This is a genomic window from Micromonospora sp. NPDC048947, from assembly GCF_040649495.1.
Lineage (GTDB): Bacteria > Actinomycetota > Actinomycetes > Mycobacteriales > Micromonosporaceae > Micromonospora > Micromonospora alfalfae.
In genome coordinates, this window is record NZ_JBEZFO010000024.1 from 1 (window position 1) to 18323 (window position 18323).

19 protein-coding genes are annotated in these 18323 nt (G+C 70.8%); 9 read left to right on the top strand and 10 right to left on the bottom strand.

The window, feature by feature from the left end; all coding sequences use genetic code 11:
* Window positions 1–656: 656 nt before the first annotated feature.
* From AB0B98_RS28165 to groES, 3 genes are all read right to left on the bottom strand, one after another.
* Entirely contained in the window at window positions 657–2372 is a 1716-nt protein-coding gene (locus AB0B98_RS28165) for a molybdopterin-dependent oxidoreductase (protein ID WP_357366548.1), read from the bottom strand.
* Between the two features lie 134 nt (window positions 2373–2506).
* Window positions 2507–4147 (bottom strand): chaperonin GroEL, encoded by a 1641-nt coding sequence (groL, locus tag AB0B98_RS28170; RefSeq protein WP_238667598.1) that lies wholly within the window; start codon window positions 4145–4147, stop codon window positions 2507–2509.
* Window positions 4148–4217: 70 nt separating this feature from the next.
* Entirely contained in the window at window positions 4218–4532 is a 315-nt protein-coding gene (groES, locus tag AB0B98_RS28175; protein ID WP_030330046.1) for a co-chaperone GroES, read from the bottom strand.
* A 259-nt stretch (window positions 4533–4791) separates the two neighbouring features.
* Between groES and AB0B98_RS28180 the strand changes: the two genes are divergently transcribed.
* The 8 genes from AB0B98_RS28180 (at window position 4792) to AB0B98_RS28215 (ending at window position 12337) form a co-directional block, all read left to right on the top strand.
* Window positions 4792–6003, top strand: a complete 1212-nt coding sequence (locus tag AB0B98_RS28180; protein WP_357366550.1) for a methyltransferase domain-containing protein — start codon at window positions 4792–4794, stop codon at window positions 6001–6003.
* Window positions 6004–6013: 10 nt separating this feature from the next.
* Window positions 6014–6493 carry a Cys-tRNA(Pro) deacylase gene (ybaK, locus tag AB0B98_RS28185; RefSeq protein WP_357366552.1) on the top strand — a complete coding sequence of 160 codons (480 nt, stop codon included), beginning with the start codon at window positions 6014–6016 and terminating at the stop codon, window positions 6491–6493.
* Between the two features lie 179 nt (window positions 6494–6672).
* Window positions 6673–7761, top strand: a complete 1089-nt coding sequence (locus AB0B98_RS28190; RefSeq protein ID WP_238667594.1) for a substrate-binding domain-containing protein — start codon at window positions 6673–6675, stop codon at window positions 7759–7761.
* A gap of 112 nt (window positions 7762–7873) precedes the next feature.
* On the top strand, window positions 7874–8692 hold the full coding sequence (locus tag AB0B98_RS28195) for an ATP-binding cassette domain-containing protein (protein WP_357366554.1): 819 nt from the start codon (window positions 7874–7876) through the stop codon (window positions 8690–8692).
* Window positions 8689–9951 (top strand): ABC transporter permease, encoded by a 1263-nt coding sequence (locus AB0B98_RS28200; RefSeq protein ID WP_357366555.1) that lies wholly within the window; start codon window positions 8689–8691, stop codon window positions 9949–9951. The genes AB0B98_RS28195 and AB0B98_RS28200 overlap by 4 nt, the downstream gene beginning before the upstream one ends.
* Window positions 9952–9973: 22 nt before the next feature.
* Entirely contained in the window at window positions 9974–11155 is a 1182-nt protein-coding gene (locus AB0B98_RS28205) for an ROK family protein (protein WP_357366557.1), read from the top strand.
* A 19-nt stretch (window positions 11156–11174) separates the two neighbouring features.
* The gene (locus tag AB0B98_RS28210; protein WP_238667589.1) at window positions 11175–11471 is read left to right on the top strand and encodes a DUF1707 domain-containing protein; all 297 of its coding nucleotides are present in this window, start codon (window positions 11175–11177) and stop codon (window positions 11469–11471) included.
* A 125-nt stretch (window positions 11472–11596) separates the two neighbouring features.
* Window positions 11597–12337, top strand: a complete 741-nt coding sequence (locus AB0B98_RS28215) for a DUF4142 domain-containing protein (RefSeq protein ID WP_357366559.1) — start codon at window positions 11597–11599, stop codon at window positions 12335–12337.
* Between the two features lie 33 nt (window positions 12338–12370).
* Here the strand turns inward: AB0B98_RS28215 and AB0B98_RS28220 are convergent, their stop codons facing one another.
* From AB0B98_RS28220 to tsaB, 4 genes are read right to left on the bottom strand one after another with little or no spacing between them, the layout of a single operon-like run.
* Window positions 12371–12625 carry a hypothetical protein gene (locus AB0B98_RS28220; RefSeq protein WP_039906914.1) on the bottom strand — a complete coding sequence of 85 codons (255 nt, stop codon included), beginning with the start codon at window positions 12623–12625 and terminating at the stop codon, window positions 12371–12373.
* Window positions 12626–12639: 14 nt separating this feature from the next.
* Window positions 12640–13686 carry a tRNA (adenosine(37)-N6)-threonylcarbamoyltransferase complex transferase subunit TsaD gene (tsaD, locus tag AB0B98_RS28225; protein ID WP_357366562.1) on the bottom strand — a complete coding sequence of 349 codons (1047 nt, stop codon included), beginning with the start codon at window positions 13684–13686 and terminating at the stop codon, window positions 12640–12642.
* On the bottom strand, window positions 13679–14161 hold the full coding sequence (gene rimI / locus AB0B98_RS28230) for a ribosomal protein S18-alanine N-acetyltransferase (protein ID WP_357366563.1): 483 nt from the start codon (window positions 14159–14161) through the stop codon (window positions 13679–13681). Before rimI ends, tsaD begins: the two co-directional genes overlap by 8 nt.
* Window positions 14158–14835 (bottom strand): tRNA (adenosine(37)-N6)-threonylcarbamoyltransferase complex dimerization subunit type 1 TsaB, encoded by a 678-nt coding sequence (tsaB, locus tag AB0B98_RS28235; protein WP_357278916.1) that lies wholly within the window; start codon window positions 14833–14835, stop codon window positions 14158–14160. The genes rimI and tsaB overlap by 4 nt, the downstream gene beginning before the upstream one ends.
* Before the next feature lie 319 nt (window positions 14836–15154).
* Between tsaB and AB0B98_RS28240 the strand changes: the two genes are divergently transcribed.
* On the top strand, window positions 15155–15859 hold the full coding sequence (locus tag AB0B98_RS28240) for a helix-turn-helix transcriptional regulator (protein ID WP_357366565.1): 705 nt from the start codon (window positions 15155–15157) through the stop codon (window positions 15857–15859).
* A gap of 81 nt (window positions 15860–15940) precedes the next feature.
* Here AB0B98_RS28240 and ung read toward each other — a convergent pair whose 3' ends face one another.
* The 3 genes from ung to AB0B98_RS28255 form a co-directional block, all read right to left on the bottom strand.
* Window positions 15941–16642: a uracil-DNA glycosylase gene (ung, locus tag AB0B98_RS28245; protein ID WP_357366567.1), complete on the bottom strand. Its 702-nt coding sequence runs from the start codon at window positions 16640–16642 to the stop codon at window positions 15941–15943.
* Window positions 16643–16707: 65 nt separating this feature from the next.
* Window positions 16708–17190, bottom strand: coding sequence for a tRNA (adenosine(37)-N6)-threonylcarbamoyltransferase complex ATPase subunit type 1 TsaE (tsaE, locus tag AB0B98_RS28250; RefSeq protein ID WP_238659239.1), 483 nt, complete (start codon window positions 17188–17190; stop codon window positions 16708–16710).
* Window positions 17187–18290, bottom strand: coding sequence for an alpha/beta hydrolase (locus tag AB0B98_RS28255; protein ID WP_357366569.1), 1104 nt, complete (start codon window positions 18288–18290; stop codon window positions 17187–17189). The genes tsaE and AB0B98_RS28255 overlap by 4 nt, the downstream gene beginning before the upstream one ends.
* Window positions 18291–18323: the final 33 nt, after the last annotated feature.

Below are 18323 nucleotides of genomic sequence, written 5' to 3' on the forward strand. Positions count from 1 at the left end.
GCGCAGACCGTGCAGGTGTCGGCCTACCCGGACGCCTACGCCCAGTGGGAGCAGCAGGCCACCGACCTCGTCGGCCAGCACTGGAACAGCTGACCCGCACCACCGCACGGTAAGACCGCAAGACACCGACCGCTGGCCGGCACCCGCAACGTGGGGTGCCGGCCAGCGGCGTTTTTTGCTCTGAACCCCGCAGATCTTGGACACTTTCCGTTCGGAGCGAACGGAAAGTGTCCAAGATCTGCATGCACGGTCTGGGATACCACCGGTCAACCAGGCAGCCGCCCGCCGGCCCGAAGGAGAGTCGCGGGAACCCCGGCAGCGCAGGTCGCCAACAGCCCCGCTCACCCGCAGAGCAGGTCGCGGAAACCCGGCAATGCACGTCGCCAACCAGCCCAATCATCCGAAAAGCAGGTCGCAGAAACGACCCACCGATCCGACTCAGGAGCAGGTCGCGGACACCGCCCACCGACCGACCCCACAAAGCAGGTCGCGGACACCGCCCGCCTATCCGCAGAGCCTGCTAGGACACCGCCCGCCGACCCGCGGAACATGTGGCGAACAAAGCCCACCAGCACGCCAGCACAGCCCACGAACGCGCAGAGCACGTCGCGGACACACCTCGCGGACGGAGCCGGGCGGCGAGGCCATGGCGTGGATCAGCGGACGGTGACGGTGACCGTGTGCCAGCCGGTGGCGCCATCCGGGACGACGTCCTGCGTACGTTCGGTTTGGGTTTCACCGGTCGCGTCCGTCGCGCGGACCTGGAGCCGGTGCTCGCCCGGTGTGGCGTCCCAGCGCCAGGACCATTGCACCCAGGTGTCCACCGACACGGTCGGGGCCAGCGCGGCTTCCTCCCACGGGCCGTCGTCGACGCGTACCTCGACTCGGCGGATGCCCCGGTGCTGCGCCCAGGCCACCCCGGCGACGGTCACCGGGCCGGCGGTCAGCCGGTTACGTTTCCGGGGCGTGTCGATCCGCGACTGGGTCTTGATCGGCCCCTGGGGGGACCAGCCGCGCGGCACCCAGTACGCGTCGAAGTCGGCGAATCGGGTCAACTCCAGTTCGGTCACCCATTTGCAGGCCGACACGTAGCCGTAGAGGCCCGGCACCACCACTCGGACCGGGAAGCCGTGCTCGACCGGCAGCGGCTCGCCGTTCATCCCCACGGCCAGCAGCGCGTCCCGTCCGTCGCGCAGCGCGGCGGTGGGGGTGCCGCAGGTCCAGCCGTCGACCGACCGGCCGACGACCTGGTCGGCGTCGTCGTCCGGCTCGACCTCGTCCAGCAGTTCTCGCAGGGGTACGCCGAGCCATAGGGCATTGCCGATCAGGTCCCCGCCCACCTCGTTGGAGACGCAGGCAAGCGTGACGTACCGCTCGACCAGCGGTCGGGCCAGCAGATCCGCGTAGCTGTAGGTGCGTTCCCTGCCGACCCGTCCGTGGATCCGCAGCCGCCAGGTGTCCGGGTCGACCTGGGGCACCACCAGCGCGGTGTCGATCCGGTAGAACCCGAAGTTCGGGGTGACGTACGGCGCGAGCTGCGTCAACGAGAGGTCCGCGCCCGCCGGTACGGCCGGTGCGGGGGCGACCGGCGCGGGCAGGCGGATCGCGTCGCGGGCTGCGGACACGCCGCGCCGCCCTGCCAGCCAGCGCCCACCGAGGCCGGCCACCACGGCGGTGCCGAGCAGCACCCCGCTGCCGGTGAGGAACCGCCGCCGCGACTCCGGGTCCACTTCGGCGGGCCCGACCGGTTCGGCGGCGGCCGTCGGCCCGGCGGGAGTCACCGGCACCGACTCTGCGGGCGACCCGGGATCAGCGGACGACCCGGGACCAACGGGCGACACCGGACCAGCGGACGACACCGGACCAGCCGGCGACACCGGGCCAGCGGACGACACCGGACCAGCGGGCGGCGTGGGTGGTGACCAGGTCCAGGGGTTCAGCTCGAAAGGTCCGCCGATGAACAACCAGAGCACCAGTGCGCCAAGACCGGCGCCGACCACTGACGGCAGCGCGTCGGCGAGGTCGGCGCCGGAGCGGGTCAGCGCGGCGGCCACGCCGATGGCGCCGAACGCGGCAATGCCGGCCAGGCCGAGTGCCAGTCGGCGGACCGCCAGGACACCGAAGAGCGCGGCGAAGCCTCCCAGCAACACGGCAGTTCCGACCAGCAGCGCGATCTTGTCGGCGGTGCCGAAGAGGTCGATGGCGAGTTGCTTCAGCGATTCGGGGACGGCGTCGACGATGACCCCGCCGACCGCGACCAGGGGCGCCGACCGGGGACCGGTCAACACCGCGACCGGTTCGGCGATCCCGATCGCGACGGCGGCGGCGGTGATCCCGGCCAACGCGGCGTACCGCCGTGACGTGGTGCTCATCGGCCCAGTGTGCGCGATCATCTCGCCCGGTCGCCAACAACGTCAGCGTTCGGTAATGACCTGCCAGCCCGCAGGAACGAGCCGGGGCGCACCGCCTGACGGCGGTGCGCCCCGGAACGGGTGTCGCTACCGGATCAGAAGCCCGGGCCGTGCTGGTGGCCGTGACCGTGGCCGTGCCCACCGGCGGCGGCCGGCTCGGCCTGCTCCGGCTTCTCCACCACGAGGCTCTCCGTGGTGAGCAGCAGACCGGCGATCGAGGCGGCGTTGGTGACCGCGTTGCGGGTCACCTTCACCGGGTCGATGATGCCGGCCTTGACCAGGTCGACGTACTCGCCCTTGGCGGCGTCGAGGCCGTTGCCCCACTTGAGGTCGGCGACCTTCTGCGTCACGACGTAACCGTCGTGACCGGCGTTCTGGGCGATCCAGCGCAGCGGCTCGACGAGCGCCTTGCGCACTACCGAGACGCCAACCTTCTCGTCACCGGTGAAGCCCAGGTCGTCGTCGAGCACCGAGAGGATCTGCACCAGGGCGGCGCCGCCGCCGGGCACAGTGCCCTCCTCGACCGCAGCCTTGGTCGCCGCGATGGCGTCCTCGATGCGGTGCTTGCGCTCCTTCATCTCGACCTCGGTCGCCGCGCCAGCCTTGATGACGGCGATGCCACCGGAGAGCTTCGCCAGCCGCTCGGCCAGCTTCTCCCGGTCCCAGTCGGAGTCGGAGGCCTCGATCTCCTTGCGGATCTGGGACACCCGGTCGGTGACGTCGGCCTTCTGGCCACCGCCGTCGACGATCGTGGTGTTCTCCTTGTCGACCACGACGCGCCGGGCGGTGCCGAGCACCTCTAGGCCGACCTGGTCGAGCTTGTAGCCCAGCTCCGGGGCGACCAGCTCGGCGCCCGTGGAGATCGCGATGTCCTGGAGCATTGCCTTGCGCCGGTCACCGAAGCCCGGGGCCTTGACCGCGCAGACCTTGAGGGTCTTGCGCAGCGAGTTGACCACCAGGGTGGAGAGCGCCTGGCCGTCCACGTCCTCGGCGATGATCAGCAGGGGCTTGCTGTTCTGCAGGACCTTCTCCAGCAGCGGCAGCAGCTCTTCGATCGCCGAGATCTTCTGGGTGGTGACCAGGATGTACGCGTCCTCAAGGACGGACTCCTGACCCTCCAGGTCGGTGACGAAGTTCGGCGAGATGAAGCCCTTGTCGAACTGGAGACCCTCGGTCACGTCCAGTTCGGTGGTGAGCATCGAGCCTTCCTCGACGGTGATGACACCGTCGCGGCCGACCCGCTCCATCGCCTCGGCGATCAGATCACCGATCGTGGAGTCCTGCGCGGAGATCGTCGCCACGTTCGCGATCGACTCCTTGCTGGTGACCTCGGCGGCACGGCCGAGCAGCGCCTCGGAGACCTTCATGGCCGCCGCGTCGATGCCCCGCTTGAGGCCGGCCGGGTTGGTTCCGGCGGTCACGTTGCGCAGACCCTCGCGAACCATCGCCTGGGCCAGCACCGTCGCGGTGGTGGTGCCGTCGCCGGCGACGTCGTTGGTCTTGGTCGCCACCTCCTTGACCAGCTGCGCGCCAAGGTTCTCGTACGGGTTGGTGAGCTCGATCTCCTTGGCGATGGTCACACCATCGTTGGTGATCGTCGGCGCACCGAATTTCTTGTCCAGGACGACGTTGCGCCCGCGCGGGCCGAGGGTGACCTTGACCGCGTCCGCGAGGGCGTTGACACCGTGCTCCAGCAGGTGCCGGGCGTCGTCCGAGAAGCTCAGGATCTTCGCCATTAATGTCCCTTCGAAGCGCCATTGCCCCGGCCCGGCGAGCCGGACCGGGGCAGTGGCACTGATCGGTTGCTTACTTCTCGATGACCGCGAGGACGTCGCGGGCGGAGAGCACCAGGTACTCCTCGCCGGCGTACTTGACCTCGGTGCCGCCGTACTTCGAGTAGAGGACGGTGTCGCCGACCTGCACGTCAACCGGAACCCGGTTGCCGTTGTCGTCGACGCGCCCCGGGCCCACAGCGAGGACAGTGCCCTCCTGCGGCTTCTCCTTGGCGGTGTCGGGGATCACGATGCCCGACGCCGTGGTGGTCTCAGCCTCATTCGCCTGGACCACGATGCGGTCCTCGAGCGGCTTGATCGCAACCTTGGTCGCGGTAGTCACGGGCATACCCTCCTGGGGTACTGGTTTCGTTGCTGGCCAGCGGGGCTGACCAGCGTCAATCTGCCTCATGCCACCGGGCGGTGCCGTCGTCGCGGGTGCCGGTCCGCCTGGCGTGCGCACCCGGGTCGCGAGACCCGGAAGCTGGCACCCTCAGGGTGAGAGTGCTAATCGCAGGTTATTCCGTGGCTAGCACTCCGTCAAGGAGAGTGCCAGCGCGTCGCGCCCCGACAACCAGGATTTCCCTGCCGGCCGGGACAATGGCCGGGTGGATCTCGATCAGCTGGCGGCGCTGCGTACCCCTGAGGGGTCGGCCGCCCTCGCGGCGGCGGCCGACCTGGCCGGCGGTGATCCACTGGTCGCGGCGTCGGCGCTGCGCGCGACCGGGGTGCCGCCGACGTTGGCCGCGGCAGCACTGACCCAGGCCGAGCTGCGGCACCGGGCGGTGGGCAAGTTCGGCCCGGCGGCCGCTGGGATGTTCCTCACCCGTCCCGGCCTGGAGCAGGCCACCCGCCGGGTGGTCGCCGACAGTCGGGCGGCCCGGTTGTACGCGGCCGGCGTGCGCACCCTGGCCGACCTCGGGTGCGGGCTCGGGGCCGACGCGCTGGCCGCCGCCCGCGCCGGCATCAGGGTGTACGGGGTGGAGGCCGACCCGGTGACCGCGGCGATGGCCGCCGCCAACGCCGAGGCGGCCGGGCTGGCTGAGCTGTTCACTGTCGAGTGCGGCGACGCGACCGGGTTCGACGTGTCAGGGGTCGACGGGGTCTTCTGCGATCCGGCCCGCCGCACGACCGGCACCGGGCGTCGGATCTTCGACCCGCGCGCCTACTCGCCGCCGTGGGACTTCGTCACCGGGCTGGCCGACCGGGTGCCGCGCACAGTGGTGAAGGTCGCGCCGGGCGTGGACCACGCGCTCATTCCGGCCGGCGCGGAGGCCGAGTGGGTCGGCGTGGATGGGGACCTGGTCGAGGCCGCGCTCTGGTGCGGTGAGCTGGCGGAGGTGCCCCGTCGCGCCACCCTCCACCGCCAGCGGGGCGTCGAGGCCCACCGTCACCAGCTCACCGGCTCGGGTGCCGCCGAGGCGTCGGTCGGGCCGCCGCGTCGCTACCTGTACGACCCGGACCCGGCGGTGGTGCGCGCGCATCTCGTCGCCGAACTGGCCACCGAACTGGACGCCACCCTCGGCGATCCGAGCATCGCCTATCTCTACGCCGACCAGCCGGTCCGCACCCCGTACGCGCGCTGCCTGGAGATCACCGATGTGCTGCCGTTCTCGCTCAAGCGCCTGCGGGCGCTGCTGCGCGAGCGCCGGGTGGGCCGGGTGGAGATCCTCAAGCGGGGTTCGGCGCTCACCCCGGAGCAGCTCCGGCGGGACCTGCGGCTGGCCGGGGACGTTGCGGCGAGCCTGGTGCTCACCCGGGTCGACGGCGCACCGACGGTGCTGATCGGCCAGCCGGTCGACCAGCACCGTCTCGACTAGCCTCGTCGCTGTGGCGGGACAGGGCACGCCGGCAACGGCACTGTTGGTCAAGCGCGGGATCGCGCATCGCACCCATCCGTACCGGGTGTCGCCGGACGCCCCGAACTACGGCGCGTTGGTGGCGGCTGCGCTCGGCGTGGCACCGGAGCGGGTGTTCAAGTCGCTGGTGACCGCCGTCGACGGCGCGCTCACAGTGGCTGTCGTTCCGGTCACCGGCGAGTTGGATCTGAAGGCGCTCGCGGCGGCGGTCGGCGGCAAGCGGGCGGCGTTGGCCGACCGGGCGGTCGCCGAGCGGGCCACCGGTTACGTACGAGGTGGGATCAGCCCGCTCGGGCAGCGTCGACGGTTGCCCACGGTGCTGGACGAATCCGCGCTGGATCTTCCGACGATCTACGTCTCGGCTGGTCGGCGCGGTCTGCAACTCGAACTGGCAGCGGCGGATCTGGTGGCGCTGACCGACGCCCGCACCGCTGCGTTGCAGACCCGCTGACGACAGTCGTTACGTCGACTTCCCCGTGGGATACCCAGGGAGTAACAGTCGCGTTGCTGAATTGTTATCGCTCCCAACAAACTATGCACCTGCGCGGTCTTGTGGAGCCGGTGTGACGCGAAATACGTTGCCGGACACAACAAAACAACACCTCCCCCACCTCCGAAAGGACCCTGCACATGCGTAAGGGGATCCTCACCATCGCCGCCGTGGGCCTGCTCGCGACCGGCGGTTTGACCGCCTGTAGCGACGACTCCGGCACCGGCTCGGCCGACTCCAAAAAGACTCCCAAGATCGGCGTGATCCTTCCGGACAGCAAGTCCTCCCCCCGCTGGGAGACGGCGGACCGCCGCTTCCTGGAGGAGGCGTTCAAGGCTGCCGGCGTCGAGTCCGACATCCAGAACGCCCAGAACGACAAGAGCGCCTTCCAGACCATCGCCGACCAGATGATCACCAGCGGCGTCACCGCCCTGATGATCGTCAACCTGGACTCCGGCACCGGCAAGGCCGTGCTCGACAAGGCCAAGTCGCAGGGCGTCGCCACCATCGACTACGACCGGCTCACCCTCGGCGGCTCCGCCCAGTACTACGTCAGCTTCGACAACGAGACCGTCGGGAAGCTCCAGGGCGAGGGTCTGGCGAAGTGCCTGACCGAGAAGGGCGCCAAGAACCCCGTCGTGGCGTACCTGAACGGCTCCCCCACCGACAACAACGCCACCCTGTTCAAGGCTGGCTACGACTCGGTGCTCAAGCCGAAGTTCGACTCCAAGGAATACACCAAGGGCCCGGACGACGCCGTGCCGGGCTGGGACGGCCCCACCGCCGCGACCATCTTCGAGCAGCAGCTCACCGCGACCAAGGGCAAGATCGACGGCGTGCTGGCTGCCAACGACACTCTCGGCAACGCCGCCATCTCGATCCTGAAGAAGAACAAGATCAACGGCAAGGTGCCGGTGACCGGCCAGGACGCCAGCGTGGAGGGCCTGCAGAACATCCTCGCCGGTGACCAGTGCATGACCGTCTACAAGGCGGTCCGGGAAGAGGCCAAGGCCGCCGCGGACCTGGCCATCGCGCTGGCCAAGGGCGAAAAGAAGGACACCGGCCAGTCGGTGAAGGACGGTGACCGCGACGTCCCCTCGGTGCTGCTCACCCCGAAGGCCATCTACAAGGACAACGTCAAGGACGTCATCGCCGACGGCTACGCGACCAAGGAGCAGGTCTGCACCGGGGCCTACGCCAAGTTCTGCGCCGAAGCCGGCATCAGCTGACCGACGCCGCAGTACCCGCCGGAACGACCACCGCCGCCCGGCACGGGAGCACCTCCCGTGCCGGGCGGCGCCCGCCGGACGGGCCCCGACCCTCCCTTAAGAAGGAGACCCCGTGTCCGCGACCCCCCTGCTGGAACTCCGCGGGATCGACAAGAGCTTCGGTCCCGTCCAGGTGCTCCGCGACGTCGCCCTGACCGTCCACCCAGGCGAAGTGACCGCACTGGTAGGCGACAACGGCGCCGGCAAGTCGACCCTGGTGAAGTGCATCAGCGGTATCCACCCCTCCGACGCCGGAGAGTTCCTGTTCAACGGTGAACCGGTGCACATCGGCAGCCCTCGCGACGCCGCCACGCTCGGCATCGAGGTCGTCTACCAGGACCTCGCGCTCTGCGACAACCTGGACATCGTGCAGAACATGTTCCTCGGCCGGGAGAAGCGCAGCGGCATCGTCCTGGACGAGCCGACAATGGAGCAGCTCGCCGCCGAAACCCTGGCCGGGCTCTCCATCCGCACCGTCACCTCACTCCGCCAGCACGTGTCCAGCCTCTCCGGCGGCCAGCGCCAGACCGTGGCCATCGCCAAGGCGGTGCTGTGGAACAGCAAGCTCGTCATCCTGGACGAGCCGACTGCGGCGCTCGGCGTGGCACAGACCGCGCAGGTGCTCGAACTGGTCCGCCGCCTCGCCGACAACGGCCTGGCCGTGGTGCTCATCTCGCACAACATGAACGACGTCTTCGCCGTCTCCGACCGGATCGCCGCGCTGTACCTCGGCCAGATGGTCGCCCAGGTGAAGACCACCGACATCACCCACGCCCAGGTGGTCGAGCTGATCACCGCCGGGCGCTCGGGCGGGCTCGGCCTCGCCACCGACCCGGGCAGCAACGGCGACGGCCCGGAGCCGGCCGACTCGATCTCAGGAGGCGTCCGATGACCACCACCGCCGTGCGGAAGGACGGCCCCGCGGCCGTCACACCGGCGCCGACCGTCGGAGGCCACGTCCGCAACTACCTGAGTCGGGTACGCGGTGGCGACGTCGGCGCGCTGCCGGCCGTGCTCGGCCTGATCGTGCTCTGCACCGTCTTCGCGATCCTGCGGCCGTCGTCGTTCCTGTCGGCCGGCAACTTCGCCAACCTCTTCACCCAGGGCGCGGCGGTCACGCTGATCGCGATGGGCCTGGTCTTCGTGCTGCTGCTCGGCGAGATCGACCTCTCCGCCGGCTTCGCCAGCGGCGTCTGCGCGGCCGTGCTGGCCAATGTGGTCACAGTGCTCGGCTACCCCTGGTGGGTCGCGGTGCTCGCCGCGGTCGCCACAGGCGTGGTCATCGGCACCACGCTCGGCATGCTCGTCGCGAAGATCGGCATTCCGTCCTTCGTGGTCACCCTCGCCGGCTTCCTCGCCTTCCAGGGCGTCGTGCTGCTGCTCGTGCAGGAGGGCACCAACATCTCCGTCCGCGACGAGGTGCTGGTCGCCATCGCCAACCGCAACCTCGCCCCCACCCTGGGCTGGGCGCTGACCGCCTTCGCGGTCGTCGGCTACGGGGCTGTGCAACTGCTGCGTCACCGCAACCGGGTGGCCCGCGGTCTGATCACCGACCCGATCGCGGTGGTGGCACTGCGGATCGGCGGGCTCGCCGTCATCCTCGGCACCGCCATGTACGTCCTCAACCTGGAGCGCAGCCGCAACGTCCTCATCGTCTCGCTCAAGGGCGTGCCGATCGTGGTGCCGATCATCGCGGTGCTGCTGGTCATCTGGACCTTCGTGCTCCAACGCACCAGCTACGGCCGGCACATCTACGCCGTTGGCGGCAACCGGGAAGCGGCCCGTCGGGCCGGCATCGACGTCGACCGGATCCGGATCTCGGTCTTCGTGATCTGCTCGTCCATGGCCGCCATCGGTGGCATCGTGGCGGCCAGCCGGGCCAACTCGGTCGACCCGAACACCGGGGGCAGTAACGTACTGCTCTACGCGGTCGGCGCAGCGGTGATCGGCGGCACCAGCCTCTTCGGTGGCAAGGGCCGCGTCCTCGACGCCGTGCTCGGCGGCGCTGTGGTCGCTGTCATCGAAAACGGAATGGGCCTGATGGGGTACAGCGCGGGAGTCAAGTACGTGGTCACCGGCGTCGTGCTGCTGCTCGCCGCCAGCGTCGACGCGCTCTCCCGCCGCCGCGCGGCAGCCACCGGCACCCGCTGACCGCGCGGGAGGTAGCACCAGCATGCGCCCAGGACCGAGTCAGGATGACGTCCGACGGCAGAATCTCGGGGCCCTGCTGCGGCACGTGCACGTCCACGGGGCGACCACGCGTGCCGAGCTGACCACCACGCTGGGCCTCAACCGCAGCACCATCGGGGCGCTCACCGCCGACCTGTCCGCGGTGGGGCTGGTCAGCGAAGGCGCACCGAAGGAGACCGGCCGAGCCGGACGACCGTCACTGGTCGTCCGGCCCGAGTCGGCCCGGGTCTACGCGTACGCGTACTCAGTGGAGGTGGACCGGCTGCGCGCCGCCCGGATCGGGCTGGGTGGCGCGGTCCTGGACCGCCGGGATCTGGACCGGCCGCGCGGGCTGTTGGCCGCGGAGGCCGCGCCGCTGCTGGCCGGCGCGGTCAAGGAGATGCAGCAGCTGGTGCCGGCGGACGCGATCTGCGTCGGTGCCGGCGTCGCGGTCTGCGGGATGGTCCGCCGGGACGACGGCCTGGTCCGACTCGGCCCCACCACCGGTTGGGTGGACGAGCCGATCGGCGCGGCCCTCGCCGACGAGTTGGGCATCGACGTACCGATCACAGTGGGCAACGTGGCCGACGTCGCCGCGTTCGCCGAGCACGCACGAGGTGTGGCGGCAGGCTGTGACAACGTCCTCTACCTGTACGGCGACGTGGGCGTGGGTGCCGGCATCATCGCCGGTGGACGCCGACTGACCGGGCACGGTGGCTACGGCGGCGAGGTCGGCCACATGAAGGTGGTCCGCGACGGCAAGCCCTGCGAGTGCGGCTCCCGAGGCTGTTGGGAGACCGAGATCGGTGAGCACGGCCTCCTGCGCGCTGCCGGACGCTCCGACTCCCGGGGCCGCGACGCGCTGCTGGAGGTCTTCGACGCGGCCGACCGGGGGGACGCCCGGGCCCAGACAGCGGTCCGTCAGGCCGGCGACTGGCTCGGCTTCGGGGTGGCCAACCTGGTGAACGTCTTCAACCCCGAGATGGTCATCTTCGGCGGGACCATGCGTGACCTCTACCTCGCGGCGGCGGCCCAGATCCGCAGCCGGCTCAACTCCAACGCGCTCGGGGCCTGCCTGGAGCACGTCCGGCTGCGCACGCCGAAACTGGGTACTGACGCGCCCCTGATCGGTGCCGCCGAACTGGCCTTCGAACGGCTCCTCGCCGACCCCCTCGACGTGGGCTGATCCGCGTACGCTGTCCGGCGTGGATGTCGAGCTGCGCGCTTCCGACGACGACCGCAACCGGGTGGTCGCCGCGCTGCACCAGCACACCGCGGCGGGCCGGCTGACGCTTGACGAGTTCTCCGATCGCGCCGGTGCGGTGTGGACGGCCCGCACCCTCGGTGACCTGGCCGCGCTGACCCGCGATCTACCGGCCCTGCCCACAGCGGTCGTCGACGCCGGCCCGGTCGCGCGGGGGCGTCAGGAGTTGCTGATGGTCTTCGCCGCCGCGGCGATCACCCTGCTGCTGCTCGGCGGCCTGCTCGCCGTCACCCGCTGATCCGGGGCGCTCCGCGATGAACTGATCGCGCGATCAGTCCGTACCAGTGGGCGGACGGGCAACCGGCAGGGTACGGCTGCCCGGTCCAGACGCGTTCCGGTCCGGATCGAGGAGGCACCACAGACATGGCACCGCTCAGATTCGCCCATCGCCGACTGGGCACCCGGACCCACCGAGCGGCGATGCTGCTCATCGCGGTCATCGCGGGGGTCGGTGTCCTGCCCGGCGTGGCCGTCGCCGCACCCGCCGGTGGCCAGCAGCTCAACGCTGCCGACATGACACTGCTCAACGGGGTGCGGCTGGCCGGGCTCTGGGAGATGCCAGCCGGCCAGATGGCCGCCGAGAAGGGACAGTCGGCGAAGGTCCGGGAGATCGGCGCCGGCATCGCCGGCGAGCACCAGAAGCTCGATCAGCTCGTGGTCGACGCGGCCAATAAGTTGGGCGCGACGATCCCCAGCGAGCCGACCGCCGAGCAGAAGGGCTGGCTGGCCGAGATGCAGAAGGCCTCCGGCGCTCGTTTCGACCAGATCTTCGTCACCCGGCTCCGGGTCGCCCACGGCAAGATCTTCCCGGTGATCGGCGCGGTCCGCGCCAGCACCCGGGACGCCACCGTCCGCAAGCTCTGCGAGGACGCCAACGAATTCGTCCAGCACCACATGCAGATGCTGGAGAGCACCGGCCTGGTCCGCTGGCCGGAGCTGCCGCCGGCCGCGCTGCCCGCCCCGGGCGAGGACGGGCTCCTGGCCGCCGCCTCCGCCAACTCCGGCCCGCAGGTCGGAGTCAGCAGCACCGTCGTCTGGCTGGTCTTCCTCGCCGCGCTGGGCACTGGCGGAATCGCCACCTACCGGATGTTGCGCCGCAGCTGACCAGTCAGCCGGCGGCCTGGACGGTGGCTCGCGTCAGCGGTCTACCTGGGTGAAGTCCCAGGAGTGCGGGGCGCGGGCCACCAGCAGGGCTGGCGGGTCCGGCAGCGGGCGAGGGCTGCTGCGCCACTTGGAGATCACCACCACGCGGTGGTCGGTGGAGGAGAAGACCTCGCTGGAGACGTGGAGCGGGTCGTGCTCCAACTCGGGCAGGGCGGTGTCGCACACCCAGGTGATCAGGTCGGCGACTCCGTACGCCTCGGCACGCGCCTCCCACATCCGCACGATCATGTCCGCCGCTCCCGTCACACGCTGACAGTGGTCAGCGGCAGTGCCGAATCGGCTGGCAGGTCCAGTCGGCTCGGGGCGACACCAGCGGCGACCAGGTGCGAACCGAGCGCGGCCACCATCGCGCCGTTGTCGGTGCACAGCTTCGGCCGGGGTACCCGAACTCGGATGCCGTACTTCTCGGCTCGTTGCTCGGCCATCGCCCGCAGTCGCGAGTTCGCTGCCACTCCCCCGCCGATGACCAGGGTCTCGATGCCCTGTGCCCGGCAGGCGGCGAGCGCCTTGCTGGTCAGGACGTCACAGACCGCCTCCTGGAAGGACGCGGCCACGTCGGCCACCGGAACCGTCTCACCGGCGCGCTGGCGGGACTCGACCCACCGGGCCACCGCGGTCTTCAGGCCCGAGAACGAGAAGTCGTACTGGTGGGCGGCAAGATCCTTCGCGGCGGTCAGCCCGCGGGGGAAGGCGATCGCTGCGGCGTCGCCGGCCCGGGCCTCCCGGTCGATGGGCGGACCGCCCGGGAACGGCAACCCGAGCAGCCGGGCGACCTTGTCGAACGCTTCCCCGGCCGCGTCGTCGATGGTGGCGCCCAGCGGGGTGACACCCCGGGCCAGGTCGTCCACGAGCAGGAGGGACGAGTGGCCGCCGGACACCAGGAGGGCGATGGCGGGTTCGGGCAGTGGGCCGTGCTCAAGGGTGTCCACAGCGACGTGGGCGGCGAGGTGGTTGACGCCGTAGATGGGTTTCTCGGCCGCGACCGCGTACCCCTTGGCGGCAGCGACGCCGACCAGCAACGCACCGGCCAGCCCTGGCCCCGAGGTGACAGCGATCGCGTCGATGTCGGCCAGCGTGACGCCGGCCTCGGTCAGTGCCCGGTCCATCGTCGGCACGATGGCCTCCAGGTGTGCCCGGCTGGCCACCTCCGGCACCACGCCCCCGAACCGGGCGTGTTCCTCGACGCTGGAGGCGAGCGCGTCGGCCAGCAGTGTGTGCCCCCGCACGATGCCGACACCGGTCTCGTCGCAGGAGGTCTCGATACCCAGGATCAGTGGTTCGTCAGCCATGGTCGTGTGGTCCGTCCCCGGTCGGCTCGGCGTCGCGCCGCATGACCAGCGCGTCGGTGTTGCTCGGTTGGTAGTAGCCGCGCCGCACCCCGATCGGCTCGAAACCGTACGTCGCGTAGAGCCGCTGAGCTGCGGCGTTGTCCACGGCGACCTCCAGCAGGGTGCTGCGGGCGTCGCGCCGGACCGCCTCGGCGAGCAGCTCCTCCAGCAGGGCACGCCCTACGCCGCGCCGCTGGGCGTCCCGGCGGACGGCGATGTTCTGCACCCACACCTCGTCCGGCGGAACGCCGGCGAGCCCTGCGTAACCGAGCACCGAACCGTCCGCGTCGACGGCGAGCCGGTAGTGGTGCCCGTTGGCGAGTTCGCTCCAGAACATGGCGGGCGACCACTTCTCAGCGCCGAACAGGTCCGCCTCGATCGGCAGCACGTCGTCGATGTGCCACCAGCGGAACGGTTCGAGCCGTACCGCCGTCATGGCAGGACCGGTTTGCGGCCGGTCGCCGCCACCGCGTCGGGGCGGCGCAGGTAGAGCGGGGTGAGCCGCTCACTGGTCGCCCCCGCCCGGATCCGCTCGGCGGCGAGCAACGCCAGCACTGTCGCGTCCGGGTAGCGCGGCTCGACCCGAACGGGCAGGTCCAGGACCTCGGCGTACCGGTGCGCCCCGTCACCGACCGCGATCGTCGCGCCCAGTTCGCGGGCGCGCGCGGCGGCGACCGCCGGCGCGGACACCTCGGGCCCGACGATCCGCTGGCCGGCGCCGTCGTAGACGGCCCAGTAGAGCTCCTTGCGCCGGGCGTCGCTGGCGGCCAGGACGGGCGCGCCGGACGCCGCCGGGTAACCGATGGCATCCAGCGAACAGACGCCGTACGTGGGGATGCCGAGCACCTGACCCATCGTCGCGGCGGTCACCAGGCCGACCCGTAGCCCGGTGAACGGACCCGGACCGAGCCCGGCGACGATGGCGGCCAGGTCACGCGGGCGCGCGTCAGCGTCGGCGAGGACCGCATCCACCTGGGGCGCGAGCAGCTCACCGTGCGCGCGGGCGTCGACGGTGCACCGGTGCGCCCGCGACGCCACACCGTCTGCCGAGACCTCCACCAGCGCCGCGGTGACCGCGGGGGTCGAGCTGTCCACCACGAGTACGAGCACGGTAAGCCAGCCTAGCCGCCCCGCCCTCCGCCCCGGTCATGCCCCGCCCCGCCACCGCCCGCGGGCTGGCCCACTGCCATAGCCCTCGGGTGCGGCCGGGCCAACCGCCTGGCCCTCGGACAAGCGCTGGAGCCACGTTCCCCAATGAGCCTGATGTCTCTGAGTCATCGTGATGACTCACAGACATCACGCTCATTGAAGTAAGGCCCACCATCCGCCGGTTCACGGGCCTGGCGATCCCCGGGTCCGGATCGGCGGCAAGTCGCCGATCTGCCGTAGCGGGATCGCGGACATCCCGCCAGTGGCCCACCATGCCGGGATGTCATCCACTCGCCTTGTCACAGTGCTCGGCGCTGTCGTGCGGCATCAACGACACCTGCGCGACCTGAGCCAGCGCCAGTTGGCCGCGCTCGCCGGGGTCGACCAGGCAGCGGTGGCCCGGTTCGAGCGTGGTGAGCGAGCGACGACCGTCCCGGTGCTGGAACGGTTGCTCGCCGCGATGGATGTGCAGTTGGTCATCGGGGTTGAGCCGCTGGACGCGCACCTCGACGCTCGGATCGACGACCTGGCCGCCCGGCCGATCGCGGAGCGGCTCGACGGGCTGAATGTGAATCGGCTGCTGGATCGGCTCACCGACTTTCCGCAGGTGATCACCGGGTGTGCCGCAGCGCTGTTGCAGGGAGCGCCGGTGCCGGTGGACGCGCTGGAGATCGCCCTGCGCTGGCAGGACGCCAAACTTTTCACCAGATGGCTGGAGATGAACTACGGCCAGCGGTGGAACGCTCGCTGGGGTGAGTTCGGCGGCGCGTGGTTGGAGCCTGAGGAGCCGGGCGAACACTTTTGGTCGACCCGGTACGGAGAGATCAGGGCCACGATGTGCGACGAGCTGCCCGAGACGATCGAGGTGCGTCACGGTGGGCGGAGTTACCAGGTGGTGCCGCTCGTCGAGTTGGAGCTGAGCGAGCCACGCGCCGCCGAGCTGTTGCGCCGCTACCGGGGCCGGCAGTCAGCCAGCGGAAGCTGAGCCAGCGCCGGTAGCGCCAACTAACGGACGTCGACGGCCCGTTCAAGGCCGCCACGAGCAGCAGGACGTCGACGAGCGGGCTCAGCCGGCGGTGCGCTCCCAGTCGATGGTGGGCAGGCCGGCGTCGGCGAGTGCCTTGTTGGCGGCGCTGAACGGGCGGCTACCGAGGAAGCCGCGCGGGTTCATCGGGCTGGGGTGACCCGCCTCCAGCACCACGTGCTGCGGACTGGTGACCAGCTCGGCCTTCTTACGGGCGTAGCCACCCCACAGCAGGAAGACCACCCGCTCCGGTGCCGCGTCGAGTGCCCGAATGGTCGCGTCGGTGAACTCTTCCCAGCCGGCCTTGGCGTGCGAGCCGGGGGTGGCCTGCCGGACGGTCAGCACCGCGTTGAGCAGCAGCACACCCTGGGCCGCCCAACCGTTGAGGTTGCCGCTGCGCGGCTTGGGAACGCCAACGTCCTCGCCCAGCTCCTTGAAGACGTTGCGCAACGACGGCGGCACGGTCACACCGTCGCGGACGCTGAAGCTCAACCCGTGTGCCTGCCCGGCCCGGTGGTAGGGATCCTGCCCGAGGATGAGCACCCGGGTGCCCTGCGGCGGGCAGAGCCGGTATGCCGAGAACAGATCCTCCAGCGGCGGGAAGACCGTCTGCGTCGCGTATTCCCGGGCGACGAAGTCGCCCAGCGCGGCGGTGCGTGCCGGGTCGAGGTGCGGGGTGAGCACTGTGCGCCACTGCTCCGGCAGCAGGGCCAGCAGATCCAGGGCGGGAGCGTCGTCGGGCATCGGGAACCTCTCACAGCGCGGGTCGGTCTCCCGCACTCTAGGCATCGGGTACGACAGCCACCGGCCTAGCCCAGGTCGGCGAGCCGGCGGGCCCAGTCACCGCCGACCGGGTCCAGCTCGACGATGCGGGTGTCGTCGTCGCGGCGGTCGATGCGAACCCGCAGGTGCGCGTCCACCAACTGCTCCACCAGGCCCTCGCCCCACTCCACCACTGTCACCGAGTCGTCCACCGACGCGTCGAGGTCCAGGTCGTCGATCTCGGCGCGCGGGTCGGTGGCGTCACCCAACCGGTACGCGTCGGCGTGCACGAGCGCCACCCGGCCGCCCCGGGCCGGGTCGGGGCGGTGCACCCGGGCGATAACGAAGGTCGGCGAGGTGATGTCCCCGAGGACACCGAGCCCGGCGCCGATGCCCTGGGTGAGTGCGGTCTTGCCGGCGCCCAACGGGCCGGTCAACAGCACCAGGTCGCCGGCGCGCAGCAGCCCGGCCAGCCGCCGGCCGAAGTCCCGAGTGTCCTCGACGGTCGGCAGCTTGACGACGTGACTCACCGTTCCTCCACGCTCTGCAATGATTCCAGGAACCGCGCCAGGGCGGCGTTGACCTCGTCCGCGTGCTCCAACATCACCACGTGGCCGCTGTCCTCGATCTTCACGAACTCGGCGTGCGGCAACCGGCGGACGATCTCCTCGGAGTGCGTCACCGGCGTGATCATGTCCTTGTCGCCGACCACCACCAGCACCGGAGTCGCCGCCAGCGCCGCCAACGCCGGGAAGCGCGAGTGGGTGGCCAGGGTCCGCAGGTAGCGGGTCACCGTGTCGGCCGACGTCCGGGAGTTCATCGTCTCCACATAGGACACCAGCGACGGGCTGGGCTTGCGGGTACCGAAGCCGTACCTGCGGGTCAGCAGCCAGGCCACGTTCGACGTCGACTTGCGGGCCTTGTCGATCACCGGGCCGCCGTACCGGGTGGCGTTGCTGACCATGTAGAGCACCGGGCCGCCGACCCGGCCGAGCAGCGCGGGCGCGACCAGCTTGGTCTCCGCGATGAGCCCGCCCGACGTGGCCATCAGAACGGTGCCCACCACCCGGTCACCGAACAGCTCCGGAAACAGTTCGGCGAACGCCATGATCGTCATGCCGCCCATCGAGTGGCCGACAAGAACCAGCGGGCCGTCCGGGGCGGTTCGGTCGATCACCTGGCGCAGCGTCCGGCCGAGCACGGCGAGGTCGTACTCCCCGGTCTCCAGCCGGCCGGACCGGCCGTGACCGGGCTGGTCGTACGCCACGATCCGGTAGTCACCGCGGGCGGCGAGCATCTGGCGCTGGAAGTGGAACGTCCCCATGTCCAGGCAGAAGCCGTGCACCAGCACCACTGTCGGTCGCCCCGGCACCGGCCGGGTCGGCTCGACCACCTCGACGTGGATGTCGGTGCCGTCCGGCAGTTCCAGGCGGAACGCCTCGTCGTACCGCTGCTGGTCGAACGTCTCGTGCGCGTAGCGGTCGGCCGGGTCGGCCTTGAGCCGGCGGACCAGGGTCCGCTCGGTCGCGACGCCAGCCGCCAGACCTGCCGCGGCCACCCCCACCGCCGCGCCGACGATCCCCGCGACCCGACCCGCGGCCGTCCGCGGACGCGGAACGCGGTAACTCATGGCGCCACCTTGGTTCGCGACTGCGGGGCTCGC

Excerpts from the sequence above, each read along its gene's own strand:
- AB0B98_RS28255 (WP_357366569.1), bottom strand. The coding sequence starts at position 18,290 with ATGAGTTACCGCGTTCCGCGTCCGCGGACGGCCGCGGGTCGGGTCGCG.
- ung (WP_357366567.1), bottom strand. The coding sequence starts at position 16,642 with ATGCCCGACGACGCTCCCGCCCTGGATCTGCTGGCCCTGCTGCCGGAG.
- AB0B98_RS28215 (WP_357366559.1), top strand. The coding sequence starts at position 11,597 with ATGGCACCGCTCAGATTCGCCCATCGCCGACTGGGCACCCGGACCCAC.
- AB0B98_RS28190 (WP_238667594.1), top strand. The coding sequence starts at position 6,673 with ATGCGTAAGGGGATCCTCACCATCGCCGCCGTGGGCCTGCTCGCGACC.
- AB0B98_RS28205 (WP_357366557.1), top strand. The coding sequence starts at position 9,974 with ATGCGCCCAGGACCGAGTCAGGATGACGTCCGACGGCAGAATCTCGGG.
- AB0B98_RS28200 (WP_357366555.1), top strand. The coding sequence starts at position 8,689 with ATGACCACCACCGCCGTGCGGAAGGACGGCCCCGCGGCCGTCACACCG.
- AB0B98_RS28220 (WP_039906914.1), bottom strand. The coding sequence starts at position 12,625 with ATGATCGTGCGGATGTGGGAGGCGCGTGCCGAGGCGTACGGAGTCGCC.
- tsaD (WP_357366562.1), bottom strand. The coding sequence starts at position 13,686 with ATGGCTGACGAACCACTGATCCTGGGTATCGAGACCTCCTGCGACGAG.
- groES (WP_030330046.1), bottom strand. The coding sequence starts at position 4,532 with ATGCCCGTGACTACCGCGACCAAGGTTGCGATCAAGCCGCTCGAGGAC.
- groL (WP_238667598.1), bottom strand. The coding sequence starts at position 4,147 with ATGGCGAAGATCCTGAGCTTCTCGGACGACGCCCGGCACCTGCTGGAG.
- AB0B98_RS28240 (WP_357366565.1), top strand. The coding sequence starts at position 15,155 with ATGTCATCCACTCGCCTTGTCACAGTGCTCGGCGCTGTCGTGCGGCAT.
- rimI (WP_357366563.1), bottom strand. The coding sequence starts at position 14,161 with ATGACGGCGGTACGGCTCGAACCGTTCCGCTGGTGGCACATCGACGAC.
- AB0B98_RS28165 (WP_357366548.1), bottom strand. The coding sequence starts at position 2,372 with ATGAGCACCACGTCACGGCGGTACGCCGCGTTGGCCGGGATCACCGCC.